Below are 15,174 nucleotides of genomic sequence, written 5' to 3' on the forward strand. Positions count from 1 at the left end.
CGGAAGACGTGGATCAGGCAACGGGCTTGGGGACGGTGATCTTCAAGCCCTTGAAGTAGTCGCGGAAGAAGCCCTCGTCGCGGGTGATCAACCCATCGCACTGAAGCATCGCGTGGGCGCCGATCAGAAAATCCGCCACCACCCGCTCGCGCTTGCCGCCGCGTGCGCGGAAGCGCTTGTTCATATGGCCGGCGCGCACCGCCGCCGCTTCCTGGGTGGCTTCGTAACGCACCCCGATCGAGGCCAGGGTTTCCATCAGGTCGACCTGGGTGTCGAGCATGGCCAGCACTTCGGCCACCACCGCATCGCAGACCACCACTTCGTCGCGGGCCAGCGCATCGCCGATGCAGATCTCCGACACCTCGCCATACACCGGGTCGCCGATGAGGATGTCCAGCAACACCGAGGAATCCAGGGCGATCATGGGTCGAACGGATCCCCGGGCGCGCGGCCGCGAATGGCGCGCATGGCCTCGTCGGTGCTGGTCAGGCCATCGACCAGCTTGAACTTGCCGCGCACCTTGCGCAGCGCCTCGCTGACATCTTTGCGCAAGATGATGCGGCCACCATCGAGTTCGATCTTGAGGGTGGTGCCCTTGGTCAGGCCCAGGGCATCGCGCACGGCCTTGGGCAGCGTGATCTGTCCGCGTTCGGCAACGGTGGCTTCCATGAGCATGCTCCAGAAAGTATGTACGCATGATACGTACTTGCGCGATCGTACTCAAGCCGGCAGATCGACCTTGACACACCGTGCGTACACACTGAATCGCTCAGAATGGACCCCTACCTAAAGCCTTCGACGCCATAGGAGTGATACATGAGCGATTCCTTTTCCACCCGCACCTCATTTGAGGTCCACGGCAAGCGCTACGACTATTACAGCCTGCCCAAACTGGGCGAGCGCTTCGATATCGGCCACCTGCCCTACTCGATGAAGATCCTGCTGGAGAATCTGCTCCGGCACGAAGACGGCGGCTTGACCGTCGGCAAGGACCATATCGAAGCGGTCGCCAAGTGGGACCCCGCAGCCGAACCCGATATCGAAATCGCCTTCATGCCCGCGCGCGTGGTGTTGCAGGATTTCACCGGCGTGCCGTGCGTGGTCGACCTGGCGGCGATGCGCGATGCGGTGGTCAAGCTGGGCGGCAAGGCCGACCAGATCAACCCGCAGATCCCCTCCGAACTGGTCATCGACCACTCGGTGCAGGTGGACGTGTTCGGCAAGCCCGACGCGCTCGACCTCAATGGCAAGATCGAATTCCAGCGTAACCAGGAACGCTACGGCTTCCTGCGCTGGGGCCAGAAGGCGTTCGAAAACTTCAAGGTGGTGCCGCCCAATACCGGCATCGTCCACCAGGTCAATCTGGAAAACCTCGCCCGCGTGGTGATGAGCGCGGACAAGGACGGTAGCCTGGTCGCCTACCCGGACACCGTGTTCGGCACCGACAGCCACACCACCATGATCAATGGCATCGGCGTGCTGGGCTGGGGCGTGGGCGGCATCGAAGCCGAAGCCGCGATGCTGGGCCAGCCCTCCTCGATGCTGATTCCGCAGGTGGTGGGCTTCAAGCTCAGCGGCAAACTGCCCGAAGGCGCCACCGCCACCGATCTGGTGCTCACCGTCACCCAGATGCTGCGCAAGGCCGGCGTGGTCGGCAAATTTGTTGAGTTCTTCGGCGAGGGCCTGCAGCACCTGCCGCTGGCCGACCGCGCCACCATCGGCAACATGGCCCCCGAATACGGCGCCACCTGCGGTATCTTCCCGGTCGACCAAGAGTCGCTGACCTACCTGCGCCTGTCCGGCCGCAGCGAGGAGCAGATTGCGCTGGTGGAAGCCTATGCAAAGGCGCAGGGCCTGTGGCACGACGCCAACACTCCGCCGGCGCAGTACAGCGCCACGCTGGAGCTGGACATGGGCGAGGTCAAGCCGTCGCTGGCTGGCCCCAAGCGCCCGCAGGACCGCGTGCTGCTGAAAGACATGCAGTCCAATTACCGCGAGAGCCTCAAGCCGTTCGCCGAGGCGCGCAGCAAGAAGCTCACCGATCTCAAGCAGGAAGATCGCCTGAAGAACGAAGGCGGTGGCGGCACCGCGGTCGGCGCCAAGGCGGCCCAGGCCGAAGGTGCGGCCGACAGCGGCGCCGGTTGGCAGCTGCGTGATGGCTCGGTGGTGATTGCCGCCATCACCTCCTGCACCAACACCTCCAACCCGGCGGTGATGCTCGGCGCCGGCCTGCTGGCACGCAACGCGGCGGCCAAGGGCTTGAAGGCGCAGCCGTGGGTCAAGACCTCGCTCGGGCCGGGCTCGCGCGTGGTCACCGATTACCTGAGCAAGGCCGGCGTGCTTGCCGACCTGGAAACGCTCGGCTTCTACGTGGTCGGCTACGGCTGCACCACCTGCATCGGCAATTCCGGCCCACTGCCGGAGGACGTGTCCGTCGCGATTGCCAAGGACGACCTGGTCGTCGCATCGGTGTTGTCGGGCAACCGCAACTTCGAAGGCCGCGTGCATCCCGAAGTCAAGATGAATTATCTGGCGTCGCCGCCGCTGGTGGTGGCCTATGCGATCGCCGGCACCACCGACATCGACCTCACCACCGAGCCGCTGGGCACCGATCGCGATGGTCAGCCGGTGTACCTGCGCGACATCTGGCCGAGCAACAAGGAAATCGGCGACACCATCGCCGCCACTGTCGGCCCGGAAATGTTCAAACAGAACTACGCCGACGTGTTCAAGGGCGACAGCCGCTGGAACACCATCGCCTCCCCCGATGGCGCGCTGTACGAGTGGGATGCAGCCTCCACCTACATCAAGAACCCGCCCTACTTCGACGGCATGACCATGCAGGTCGGCAACGTGGACGACGTGCACGGCGCGCGCATCATGGGTTTGTTCGGCGACTCGATCACCACCGACCACATCTCCCCGGCAGGCAACATCAAGAAGGATTCGCCAGCAGGCCGCTTCCTGCAGGAACGCGGCGTGCAGCCGGCCGACTTCAACAGCTACGGCAGCCGCCGCGGCAACGACGATGTGATGGTGCGCGGCACCTTCGCCAACATCCGCATCAAGAACCTGATGTTCGGCGGCGAAGAAGGCGGCAACACGCTGTACTACCCCGCCGACGGCGGCCAGCCGGAAAAGCTGGCGATCTACGATGCGGCCATGAAGTACAAGGCCGACGGCGTACCGCTGGTGGTGCTGGCCGGCAAGGAATACGGCACCGGCTCCTCGCGTGACTGGGCCGCCAAGGGCACCAACCTGCTCGGGGTCAAGGCGGTCATCGCCGAGAGCTTCGAACGCATTCACCGCTCCAACCTGGTCGGCATGGGCGTGCTGCCGCTGCAGTTCCTGGAAAACGAGAACGCACAGACCCTGGGACTGGATGGCTCGGAAGTGCTGGACATCACCGGCCTGCAGGATGGCGCCAGCCGCCGTGCCACCGTCGATGCCAGGAAGTCCGACGGCAGCGTCAAGCAGTTCCAGGTCAAGGTGCTGCTGCTGACACCCAAGGAAGTGGAGTACTTCAAGCACGGCGGGCTGTTGCAGTACGTGCTGCGCCAACTGGCCGCCCGCAAGGCAGCCTGACCACGGCGTTTGGGCCCTGGGGCCCAGAGATGTCACGCAACTCCCGCCGCTCGGCGGGAGTTGCGTTTCCGGCATCACACGACGTGGCGAGCAAACTTTGGTGAATCGCTGCCAGGTGGTTGGGAATCGCGTGCATCGCACTTCAACAACGCATGCCCACTGCCACACCAGCACCAGACCTCGGCATCCCCTCAGGGCGGGGCGCTGCGCACCTGGTCGATGCTCCTGCATCCCAGGCGTGTGTGTTGGGTCGAGTATCGGCCACGCCATGTGACCATGGGCGGCACTTACAATCGAGGCGTTGCAGCCGAGCAACGCCTTCACCGCCCTGCCAGCGCCCATTGCGCGTGATAGAGCCGCCAGCCGCTGCCTTGCAATCGCCAACCGGTGGTGACCTGGTAGGTCTGCGCCTGATCGGGCACCCAGCGGCCATTGCTGCCAGTCAACAGCGCCGTGAAGCGCACCGTGGCAGTGTCGCCGCGCAGCGCTACGTCGACCGGCCCCATGGTCACGCCGATCTGTTGGCTGCCCAGCATCTGCACCTGCATCCAGCGCCGTCACCCGGCTGCGTCCAGCCCGTTTTCACCGACAAAGTCCTCGGCTACCGGCGCCATCGCATCGTCGATCTCGCGTGCCTCGATGGCCTGATGCATCTGCTCCAGCGTTGCGCGCAGCCGTTGTTCCGGCGCGGCACGCGTGCACCCGAGCAACACCAGCAAGCAAAACCCCACCCACGTCACACGCGAGCGCACTTGAATGCTGCTCTGCATCACGCTTCGCCTTTTCCATCCATGACGGTATGCTGCCAGCTGTTGTAACGCCGTGGAACACACTGCGGCGCGTCAAGAACACCCTGGAGGGGGGCAGATGAATCAGGCACGTCCTTGGTTGCAAAGTTATCCGGCCGGCGTTGCCGCCGACATCGATCTTGAGCAGTTCCGCACGGTGGCCGAGGTCTTCGCCACGTCGGTAAAACGCTTTGCCGACCGGCCTGCGTATCACAGCTTCGGCAAGACCATCACCTACCGCGAAGCGGATCAACTGGTCGAGCAATTCGCCGCCTACCTGCTTGGCGAACTGCAGTTGAAGAAGGGCGACCGCGTCGCCTTGATGATGCCCAACTGCCTGCAATATCCAATCGCGACCTTCGGCGTACTGCGTGCCGGCCTGACCGTGGTCAACGTCAATCCGCTCTATACCCCGCGCGAACTCAAGCATCAGTTGATCGACTCCGGCGCCAGCGTGCTGGTGGTCATCGATAACTTCGGCACCACCGTGCAGCAGGTCATTGCCGACACGCCAGTCAAGCAAGTCATCACCACCGGCCTGGGCGACATGCTCGGCTTCCCGAAGGCGGCGGCGGTCAACTTCGTGGTCAAGTACGTCAAGAAATTGGTGCCGGATTACCGCATCAACGGCGCGATCCGCTTCCGCGACGCGCTGGCGCTGGGCCGCAAGCATCGCGTGCCGACGCTGCAGATCGAGCCCGACGACATCGCCTTCTTGCAGTACACCGGCGGCACCACCGGCGTGGCCAAGGGCGCGATGCTGACCCACCGCAACCTGGTCGCCAACATGCAGCAGGCGCACCAGTGGCTTGCCGGCACCGGCAAGCTGGAAGAAGGCAACGAGGTGGTGATCACCGCGCTGCCGCTGTACCACATCTTCGCGTTGACCGCGAACGGCCTGGTCTTCATGAAAATCGGCGGCTGCAATCATCTGATCAGCAACCCGCGCGACATGCCCGGCTTCGTCAAGGAACTGAAGAAGACCCGCTTCACCGCGTTCACCGGCGTCAACACGCTGTTCAATGGCCTGCTCAACACGCCTGGCTTCGATCAGGTGGATTTCTCCTCGCTCAAGATGACTCTGGGCGGCGGCATGGCCGTGCAACGCTCGGTCGCCGAGCGCTGGAAGAAGGTCACCGGCCTGACCTTGGTCGAAGCCTACGGCCTGACCGAAACCTCGCCGGCCGCGTGCATCAACCCGATGGACCTGAAGGACTACAACGGCTCGATCGGCCTGCCGATTCCGTCCACCGATGCCTGCATCAAGGACGACGCCGGCGCAGAACTGCCGCTCGGCGAAATTGGCGAGCTGTGCATCAGGGGCCCGCAGGTGATGAAGGGCTATTGGAAGAAGCCCGAAGAAACCACCAAGGTCATGGATGCCGAAGGCTGGCTGCATACCGGCGACATCGCGCGGATGGACGCACAGGGCTTCGTCTACATCGTCGATCGCAAGAAGGACATGATTCTGGTGTCCGGCTTCAACGTGTACCCCAACGAGATCGAGGACGTGATCGCCGAAATGCCCGGCGTGCTGGAAGTGGCAGCCGTCGGTATGCCGGATGAGAAATCCGGTGAGATCGTCAAGGCAGTCATCGTGAAGAAGGATCCGGCCCTGACCGCTGATGATGTGAAGGCGCATTGCCGCGCCAACCTCACCGGCTACAAGCAGCCGCGCGTGATCGAATTCCGCAAAGAGTTGCCCAAGACCAACGTCGGCAAGATCCTGCGCCGCGAATTGCGGGACGCGCCGAAAACGTAATACCGGCTATACCGCAGATCCAATCGTTCAGTATTCAGCGACGCCCGCAATGCCACAAGGCCTTGCGGGCGTTCGCTTTTACACGCATAGAATCCAGGGTCGGCGCACGCTCACGCGTTCAACCTCATCTCCGTCCGAAAGGCGGCCGGCCGGACGGTCATCACGGAGAACCACCATGTCTGCAGTTCAACCCTTCATTCGCACCAACATTGGCTCGAGCCTCCGCATCATTGAAGAACCGCAGCGTGACGTGTACTGGATCCATATGCATGCCGACCTCGCCGCCAACCCGGGGCGCGCCTGCTTTTCGACGCGCCTGGTCGACGACATTACCGGCTATCAGACCAACTTGGGGCAGCGCCTGACCAACGCCGGCGTGCTGGCACCGCACGTGGTACTGGCGTCCGACAGTGACGTGTTCAACCTGGGCGGCGATCTGGCCTTGTTCTGCCAGCTCATTCGCGAAGGCGACCGTGCTCGACTGCTTGATTACGCCCAACGCTGTGTACGCGGCGTGCATGCATTCCATGTCGGCCTCGGCGCGCGTGCGCACAGCATCGCCCTGGTGCAGGGCAATGCGCTCGGCGGTGGGTTCGAAGCGGCGTTGAGCTGCCACACCATCATCGCCGAGGAAGGCGTGATGATGGGCTTGCCCGAAGTGTTGTTCGACCTGTTCCCGGGGATGGGCGCCTACTCTTTCATGTGCCAGCGCGTCAGTGCGCAACTGGCGCAAAAGATCATGCTCGAAGGCAATCTGTACTCCGCCGAGGAGTTGCTTGGCATGGGATTGATCGATCGCGTGGTGCCGCGCGGCCAGGGCGTCGCCGCAGTCGAACAGGTGATCCGCGAAAGCAAGCGCACACCACATGCCTGGGCGGCGATGCAGCAGGTGCGCGAAATGACCACGGCGGTACCGCTAGAGGAGATGATGCGCATCACCGAAATCTGGGTCGATACGGCGATGCAGTTAGGCGAGAAGTCGTTGCGTACCATGGACCGCCTGGTCCGTGCGCAATCGCGTCGCTCCGGGCTCGACGCCAGCTGATGTGCGGCGGGCTATTCACTACTCCGGGGGGAGCGCTCGTCGTCCTTGACGCCTTGCAGGCGCGCGTCGAGTGCATCCCTTCCGGCCTGCAGCTGCTCGCGTAACGCCGACAGCCGTTGTCGCCAGTCGGCCTGCAGTTGCCAGTCGGCCATGCGCATCAGCTCGCCGCCACTGCTGGCCAGCTGGGCCAGGCCCAGATTGCTGGCAACGCCACGCAATGCGTGGGCGCTCTCGCGTAGCTGCTCCCAATCCGAGCGGGTGCCATCGCGTTCGATCGCACCGACACAATTGTGTGCATCATCCAGACATTGCCGAATGAACTGACGTTCGAATCCTTCACCCATGCCCAACGCGGCAAGTTCGTCCAACACGCTGGCGTCGAGCACGCCCTCGAAACTGGTCGGTGCCTGCGCAACGGGGGCGGGCGTGGCCAGTGGACGGGTGCTGACCGCCAGCTCGGCCACCGTGTCGAGCAACTTGGCCGCCACCACGGGCTTGGCCAGAAACGCACGCGCACCGGCCTGCTCGCACGCGCGTATCGCCTCCGGTGTGACATCGGCGCTAAGCACCACCACCGGGGCATAGCGCATGCCGCTGGCCTGCATCACTCGCAGCTGCTTGAGCATGTCCAGTCCACTCATGCCTGGCATGTGTAGATCCACGATGACCGCATCGAAGTCCTCGTCGGCCATCGCGTCCAGTACCTGCTCGGCACCGTTGACGCACATCACCCTGTGCCCGGCCTTCTCCAGCAATCGCTGCAACACCATGCGATTGGCCTCATGGTCGTCCGCCACCAGCATGCGCATGCTGCGCACGCGCGCGCGATGACGCAGAAACGGGTTGGAGAAGGCAATGACGTTGGAGGCTTCCAGCTCGTCGGGAGTCTCCAGCAGGGCCCCCACCGGCTTACGCGTCGGGGCGGCCTTCTCCAGTACGCCGATCTGCAGCTGCAGCTCGAACCAGAACACGCTGCCGCCGGAAGGATTGGGTAGAAAGCCAATCACGCCGCCCATCGCCTCGACCAGCCCCTTGGCGATCGTGGTGCCCAGGCCGGTGCCTTCATAGCGGCGCGACAAACCCACGTCCGCCTGCTCGAACGCCTCGAACAAGCGCGGACGCATGTCCATCGGCACGCCGATGCCGCTGTCCTCGACATCGAAACGTAGCCGCACCGTCTCATTGCCATTGCCCGAGACGCGCGCGACCCGCAGCAGCACATGGCCGTGCTCGGTGAATTTGACCGCATTGCCCAGCAAGTTGAGCAATACCTGGCGCAGATGGCCGGTGTCGCCCTTGAGCAGGTCCGGCACGTCGACGGCAACGTCGGTGCCGTAATCCAGTCCGCGCGCCTTGGCCTGGGGCTGCAGGATCATGTTGACCGAGTCGATCAGATCGCGCAGCGAGAAATCGCGGCGATCGATACGGATCTTGCCCGCCTCGATCGCGGAAATATCGAGCACTTCCTCCACCAGCGACAGCAGGCTGCGCGCCGAGGCCTGGATGGTATTCAGGCATTCCTTCTGCTCTGCATCCAGACGCGTGGTGGCCAGCACTTCGGTCATGCCCGACAACCCGTTCAACGGCGTGCGGAACTCGTGACTCATATTGGCCAGGAATCGGCTTTTGGCCTGGTTGGCATGCCGCGCCTCGCGGACCGCGCGCGTCATCGCACGCAACAACGAGTCGAAGTACAGCGGCACCGCGATCAACCCCAGCAGCAAGCCCCAACTCAGATAGGGATTGGCCTTCCAGTAAGGCGAGATCAGGATGGCACTGAGAAAACTCAGGCTGGCCATCGCCGTGGCGGCACGGAGATAGTTACTGCCGTAGCGCAAGCCATTGCCGATGGTCACCCACATGCACACCGCGTACAACGGCGACGCCGGTTCGCCCTGAATTGCCATGATGGCGCCGGTGCAGGTGTAATCGAGCAGCATGCCGATCAGACGCCGCGTGTGTGACACCTGCGGCCGTAGCAGGATCGCCACCATGAGCGCCAGCGACACCACCAGCTCGCCGACCAGGATCAACCAGGTGGCCATCAAGGTGTCGCCGTGGGTGTGCTGATAGCGCCAGCCCAGGTACGAAATAAACAGCGTGGTGATGATGATACGGATCAGGTTTTGCGCGTGTTCCGTATCCGCCCGCCCTGACAGACGTTGTTTCAACCATGGCAGTGGAGACTTCATAGACGCCTCAGACGCGCGCTCGCGTCAATGGGTTGGGATCCTTCCGTGGCTGCAACGCAGCGTCGATACCTGCAGCGAACGCAGGCCAAATGATGCCCGGTCTCGCTCGTGCAGCGTACGCAACAACGTCACAGGAATGCAGGTTAACGCACCCGGCAGTGCAATCGCTGCGCCATGGTGACCTTGCCACGCCAACATTGCACCCAAGCTGAGCGTGGCAGGGGTCAAGACCGTGTGTAGGGCCTCACCGCCGCGGCGCGGCGCGCTGCCGATCGTTCTCCAGAGCAGCGCGACGGACGCCTGACCATGCTTGCCGTAAGGTCGCCCGATGGGGCGATCGCCCAGCTGGCCAGGCGCCACCCTCACCTCACACCCCGGGTCGCGCCGATGCGGTGGAGAACTCGCCACAGATCTGGTCCAGCTGCGCACGGCCGCGCAATAGCGCATCCACGCAGCGCGGGTCGAACAGACGGCCGCGCTGGGCATACAGGTAGGCCAGCGCAGCATCCATGGTCCAGGCTTCCTTGTACGGGCGCGGCGACAGCAGCGCATCGAACACGTCAGCCACTGCCACGATGCGCGCTTCCAGCGGAATCGCCTCGCCGACCAGGCCATCCGGATAACCGGTGCCGTCATACCGTTCGTGATGACGCAGCGCGATCAAGGCGCCGACCTGGATGAAACGGTTCTGGCTGCCGCTGAGCAATTCGTAGCCGATGCGCGGATGACGTTTCATCACGCTCATTTCGTCGTCGGTGAGCTTGCCCGGCTTGAGCAGCACCGAATCGGGAATGGCGATCTTGCCCATGTCGTGCAGCGGTGCGGCCATCTCGATGATGCGCACTTCTTCTTCCGACAGGCCCAGCTGTTCGGCGATCAGGCCGGCCACGTGCGACATGCGCTCCAGGAACGCACTGGTGCCAGAATCGCGGTATTCGATCGCACGCGCCAGCCGCGACAGCGTCTCGCGTTCGCGCTCTTCGACCTCGTTCATGCTGGCCAGCAGGCGTTGTTCCAGCGAGAGCGCACGTTGTTTGACGCTCTCGCTCTGCTGACGCAGCTGCAGCAGGTTGGAGCAGCGTGCGCGCAGCTCGCGCGGTCGGATGGGCTTGACCAGGAAGTCGATCACGCCGGCTTCAAGCGCCGCCTGGCGGATCGGCTCGTCGCCGACGATGGTGATCAGGATGATCGGGATATCGCGGTGGCTGGGCAGACGGCGCAGGCGCCGCGCGAACTCCAGGCCATCCATCCCGGGCATACGGTAGTCGAGCAGCAACAGATCCACGCGCCCGGCCTCGCACCAGGCCAAGGCGTCGAGCGGATCGCCGAAGTCGTAGACCTTGAGCTCCGGCGCGATGTCCTCGATGACATGACGCAACATCGTCCGCGCGGACATCTGGTCATCGACAATGACGATGTTCAATCCCAGATCCGCCTTTTCCGCCCAGCTTCCCCATGTATCCGTCGACATCATGCCGCCCGGACTCCCTAAAACATCCTGCATAGCCGTTGCTCCTCTATCTCGAGAACGGAAAAGCGATGACGCCGGCTCCTGCGCCGGCTCCCCCCGAACAATACCGTGTTCGAGGCTCCGCCCTAGCATATGCAGTATCTGTGCCGTCGGCACACCGACAGCGCAAAAAAGTCAGGCTTCCGGACGCATATACGGGAACAGCAGGACATCGCGGATCGAGGTGCTGCCGGTCAGCAGCATCACCAGACGATCGATCCCGATGCCCAGGCCGCCGGTCGGCGCCATCCCGTACTCCAACGCACGGATGTAATCGGCGTCGTAGTGCATCGCTTCGTCGTCGCCGCCGTCCTTGGCCTGCACCTGCGCCTGGAAGCGCGCGGCCTGGTCTTCGGGGTCGTTGAGCTCGGAGAAGCCATTGGCCAGCTCCTTGCCGTTGATGAACAACTCGAAGCGGTCGGTGTAGCCCGGCTCGGTGTCACTGGACCGCGCCAGCGGCGACACTTCGACCGGGTGGTCGGTGATGAAGGTCGGCTGCACCAGCGTGTGTTCCGCGGTGGCCTCGAAGATTTCCAGCAACAACTTGCCCCAGCCATAGGACGGCTTGGTGCGGATCTTCAACCGCTCGCAATGGCGCGCCAGCGCCTCGCGATCGGTGCAATCGGCCGCGCTGATCTCCGGATTGTGGTGACGAACGGCCTCATCCATGCGCCAGCGCCGGAAAGCCGGCGCCAGATCGATGGCGGCCCCGTCCCAGCTCACCTGCGTGGTGCCCAGCACCGACTGCGCGGTGTCGCGGATCACCTGCTCGGTCAGGTCCATGATCTCGTGGTACGTGGCATAGGCCTCGTAGAGCTCGAGCATGGTGAATTCGGGGTTGTGCCGGGTCGACACGCCCTCGTTACGGAAATTACGGTTGATCTCGTAGACGCGCTCCAGTCCCCCGACCACCAGCCGCTTGAGGTACAGCTCCGGGGCCACGCGCAGGTACAGGTCCAGATCCAGCGCGTTGTGGTGGGTGGTGAACGGCTTGGCGGTGGCGCCGCCGGGGATGTAATGCATCATCGGCGTTTCCACTTCCAGGAAGCGGCGCGCATCCAGCCAGGCGCGCATGGCGCGAATGATCTTGGAGCGCTTGATGAAGACTTCGCGCGCTTCCGGAGTGACGATCAGATCGACGTAACGTTGGCGGTAGCGCTGCTCCACGTCCGACAGGCCGTGCCACTTGTCCGGCAGCGGGCGCAGCGACTTGGTCAGCAGGCGCAGCGCGCTCGCCTTGACCGAGAGCTCGCCGGTCTTGGTGCGGGTCAGCCCGCCCTCCACCGCCACGATGTCGCCGACATCCCAGCCCTTGAAGGCGGTGTAGGCATCGCCCAGCACATTGCCCTGCAGGAATAGCTGCACACGCCCGGATTCGTCCTGGATCTGCGCGAAGCTGGCCTTGCCCATCACCCGCTTGGCCATCAGGCGGCCGGCCATCTTGACGGTGCGTCCGCTGGCTTCCAGCGCTTCGGGTGTCCAGGTGTCGGCATCGGCGAATTCGGCCTGCAGGTCGCCAGCGAAGTGTTCGCGCACGAAGTCGTTCGGGTAGGCAATGCCCTGGCCGCGCAATGCGCCCAGTTTCGCGCGACGCTCGGCGATGAGGCTGTTCTCGTCGGCGGGGGTCTGCGGCGCGGGGGTCTGCTCGGTCATGGCGGGAATCGATCTGCTGTGGGTCGGGCGGATGCCCGTTGGGGAATGAGGAACCGGCGACGCCGGCGCTCTTTTTACAATGACGGTGTGCCGAAGGTACGCGTTAACCGTGTCACCGGGAGCCGCAGCGCATTACCACCGCTGCGTCACAGGCACTGCAGCGCTGCGCCAGGCGGCCGTCGCGACAGCCGCCTGGCGCGGCGGTCAGGCATCCAGGCGTTTGGAGCCTGCCGCCAGACCGGCCTTGAGGCTGGCCTCGACGAATTCGTCCAGGTCGCCGTCCAGCACTTTCTGCGTGTCGCTGCGTTCGATGCCGGTGCGCAGATCCTTGATGCGACTCTGGTCGAGCACGTAGTTGCGGATCTGGCTGCCCCAGCCGATGTCGGACTTGGTGGCCTCCAGCGCGTCGCGCTCGACGTTGCGCTTCTGCACTTCCAGCTCGTACAACTTGGCCGCCAGCATCTTCATCGCGTTGTCGCGGTTCTGGTGCTGGCTGCGGCCGGTCTGGCAGGCGACCACGGTGTTGGTCGGAATGTGCGTGATACGCACTGCCGATTCGGTCTTGTTGACGTGCTGACCACCGGCGCCGGAGGAGCGATACACGTCGGTGCGCAGGTCGGCCGGGTTGATGTCGATCTCGATGTTGTCGTCCACTTCCGGCGAGACGAACACCGAGGTGAAGCTGGTGTGCCGGCGGTTATCCGAGTCGAACGGCGATTTGCGCACCAGCCGGTGCACGCCGATCTCGGTCTTCAACCAGCCGTAGGCGTACTCGCCTTCGATGCGCACGGTGGCCGACTTGATGCCCGCCACTTCGCCACCGGAGACTTCCATCAGCTCGGTTTTCCAGCCGCGCGACTCGGCCCAGCGCAGGTACATGCGCAGCAGGATTTCGGCCCAATCCTGCGCCTCGGTGCCGCCGGCACCGGCCTGGATGTCGACGAACGCGTTGGCACCGTCCATCTGGCCGGAGAACATGCGCTGGAATTCCAGCTTCTCGACATGCGCCTGGTATTTGTCCAGATCGGCGATCACCGCCACCGCAGTGTCTTCGTCCTGTTCGCTTTCGGCCAGCTCCAGCAGGTCGCCCGCATCGGCCAGACCCGACAGCACATCGGCAATGCCGATCACGGTCTTTTCCAGCAGCGAACGCTCGCGGCCCAGGGCCTGCGCGCGCTCGGCGTCGTTCCACACATCGGGGCTCTCGAGCTCCCGGCTGACTTCCTCTAGACGCTCTTTCTTGGCGTCGTAGTCAAAGATACCCCCTGAGCGAGAGCACGCGATCGCTGAGATCGGTGATGCGCTGGCGGATCGGATTGGTTTCGATCATGACGGACTTCCGGCAAACAAGCTGGCTAGTTTAGCAAGCGGGCGGCGGCGGCGAAACGCAACGAAACTGTGGCCGCGCACGCTGCAGCACCTACTAGTGCTCAGGCGCCTGGCTGCCGTGCTCGACCGCAGGCGCCGCAAGCGCTCCACCATCGCGCACCGCTGTCGCCGCAACCGCGACCGACCGTGCAAAGCGGCTAGGACGCATTCGGGACCAGACGGGCGGGGCCGTCGCAGCGGGCTTACGCCATCAATGCGTCGGTCTTGGGCACCGCAGCGCCCTGCCCCGCATGCGCACGCAAGCCGGACAGGTGGCTGCGACTGCATGGCAGCACGGTGGCATCGCGCAGATGCACGCGGGCATCGCCTGAATCGCTTGGTTCAATCGCTTGCACCTGGCCCAGATTGACCAGATAGCTGCGATGGATGCGCACGAACACGGCCGGGTCCAGTTTGGCCTCGATCGCCGCCATCGTGCTGCGCAGCGGGTAATCGTGACCGCGCACATGCAGGTTGACGTAATTGCCAGAGGCTTGGATCCACTCGATATCGGCGGTGGCCACCAGGAAATCGCGCCCCAACTTGCGCACCAGAAATCGCTCCGGGCGATCCAGCGGCTCTACTGGCGGACCGTCGTCAGGTGCGACGAGCAGATGCGCCTCGCCCTGACGGCGCCGTGCGTACCAGGCCAGTGTGTGCTGTACCGCCACCAGCAGCGCAAAGGTGCGCAGATCCTTGGACAGCTCGTAGACCCACTGCAGCCAGCCACCGAAATCGTAGTGCGCGCCGGCCAGTGCGTAGACCAGCATGCGCAGCACGACCATGCCGGCGACATGCAGCAGCCACCAGGCCAGTGCAGCGGTCACATACGCGGGCAAGCGTCGCACCCAGGCATCGGCATGCAGCGGCCAGCGTGCGCAGAGCCACACCACTGCCGGCAACAGCATGAGCGCGGCCGTGGCGCTACTCAGTTCCCAGCTCAGCACCTGCCACACCTCGATGGGTTGACCATCGCGGCGCGCGGCAAGCCAGGCAGTCCAGACATTGCCCAGCGCACTCAGGTAGAACACCAACGACCAGATCACCACGGCCCAGCGTGTGGCAGCGCGGCCGGCTCTGTCGTGGATGATTGGCGGGCGCGGCCCTCTCGATTGCATTGCACACGTCCGCGGTTGGCAGGTGCCGATCATAGAGGCCTGCGCTACATCGCGAAACCGCCATCCCTGCCGCCCCTATTCGTCCCTGGGTGAGCACGACTGGTCACTGCGGGCCGGGTTTTCCACCCCTGCTGCTCCCAATGGAGCGGGCCG

The 15,174-nt window shown here is 64.2% G+C and carries 10 protein-coding genes and 1 pseudogene; 3 read left to right on the forward strand and 8 right to left on the reverse strand.

What is annotated here, in order from left to right; genetic code table 11:
* Window positions 1-13 precede the first annotated feature (13 nt).
* Window positions 14-424 carry a type II toxin-antitoxin system VapC family toxin gene (locus XpruCFBP8353_RS16580; protein ID WP_011259444.1) on the reverse strand — a complete coding sequence of 137 codons (411 nt, stop codon included), beginning with the start codon at window positions 422-424 and terminating at the stop codon, window positions 14-16.
* Window positions 421-669: an AbrB/MazE/SpoVT family DNA-binding domain-containing protein gene (locus XpruCFBP8353_RS16585; protein ID WP_016903180.1), complete on the reverse strand. Its 249-nt coding sequence runs from the start codon at window positions 667-669 to the stop codon at window positions 421-423. The genes XpruCFBP8353_RS16580 and XpruCFBP8353_RS16585 overlap by 4 nt, the downstream gene beginning before the upstream one ends.
* 147 nt (window positions 670-816) lie before the next feature.
* On the opposite strand from XpruCFBP8353_RS16585, the gene acnA reads away from it, so the two are divergent.
* Window positions 817-3,585: an aconitate hydratase AcnA gene (gene acnA / locus XpruCFBP8353_RS16590; protein WP_101364176.1), complete on the forward strand. Its 2,769-nt coding sequence runs from the start codon at window positions 817-819 to the stop codon at window positions 3,583-3,585.
* Between the two features lie 320 nt (window positions 3,586-3,905).
* On the opposite strand, the pseudogene XpruCFBP8353_RS16595 reads toward acnA, so the two are convergent.
* Window positions 3,906-4,355, reverse strand: a pseudogene (locus XpruCFBP8353_RS16595) (hypothetical protein).
* Window positions 4,356-4,452: 97 nt separating this feature from the next.
* Here XpruCFBP8353_RS16595 and XpruCFBP8353_RS16600 point away from each other — a divergent pair.
* The gene (locus tag XpruCFBP8353_RS16600) at window positions 4,453-6,135 is read left to right on the forward strand and encodes a long-chain fatty acid--CoA ligase (RefSeq protein ID WP_101364177.1); all 1,683 of its coding nucleotides are present in this window, start codon (window positions 4,453-4,455) and stop codon (window positions 6,133-6,135) included.
* 175 nt (window positions 6,136-6,310) lie between these two features.
* Entirely contained in the window at window positions 6,311-7,180 is an 870-nt protein-coding gene (locus tag XpruCFBP8353_RS16605; RefSeq protein WP_101364178.1) for a crotonase/enoyl-CoA hydratase family protein, read from the forward strand.
* Between the two features lie 11 nt (window positions 7,181-7,191).
* On the opposite strand, the gene XpruCFBP8353_RS16610 is transcribed toward XpruCFBP8353_RS16605, so the two are convergent.
* From XpruCFBP8353_RS16610 to XpruCFBP8353_RS16635, 5 genes are all read right to left on the reverse strand, one after another.
* Window positions 7,192-9,372, reverse strand: a complete 2,181-nt coding sequence (locus XpruCFBP8353_RS16610; protein ID WP_101364179.1) for an ATP-binding protein — start codon at window positions 9,370-9,372, stop codon at window positions 7,192-7,194.
* A 367-nt stretch (window positions 9,373-9,739) separates the two neighbouring features.
* The gene (locus XpruCFBP8353_RS16620) at window positions 9,740-10,876 is read right to left on the reverse strand and encodes an HD-GYP domain-containing protein (RefSeq protein WP_101364181.1); all 1,137 of its coding nucleotides are present in this window, start codon (window positions 10,874-10,876) and stop codon (window positions 9,740-9,742) included.
* Between the two features lie 141 nt (window positions 10,877-11,017).
* Window positions 11,018-12,535, reverse strand: coding sequence for a lysine--tRNA ligase (gene lysS, locus XpruCFBP8353_RS16625; protein ID WP_101364182.1), 1,518 nt, complete (start codon window positions 12,533-12,535; stop codon window positions 11,018-11,020).
* A 204-nt stretch (window positions 12,536-12,739) separates the two neighbouring features.
* Window positions 12,740-13,865, reverse strand: a protein-coding gene (prfB, locus tag XpruCFBP8353_RS16630; protein ID WP_101364183.1) for a peptide chain release factor 2 whose coding sequence is annotated in 2 segments (ribosomal slippage) — window positions 12,740-13,789 and window positions 13,791-13,865 — 1,125 coding nt in all. Because the reading frame shifts where the segments join, the coding sequence is not laid out codon by codon here.
* 241 nt (window positions 13,866-14,106) lie between these two features.
* Window positions 14,107-15,054 (reverse strand): LytTR family DNA-binding domain-containing protein, encoded by a 948-nt coding sequence (locus XpruCFBP8353_RS16635; RefSeq protein WP_101364184.1) that lies wholly within the window; start codon window positions 15,052-15,054, stop codon window positions 14,107-14,109.
* Between the last annotated feature and the right edge of the window lie 120 nt (window positions 15,055-15,174).

The organism is Xanthomonas prunicola (assembly GCF_002846205.1).
GTDB lineage: Bacteria > Pseudomonadota > Gammaproteobacteria > Xanthomonadales > Xanthomonadaceae > Xanthomonas > Xanthomonas prunicola.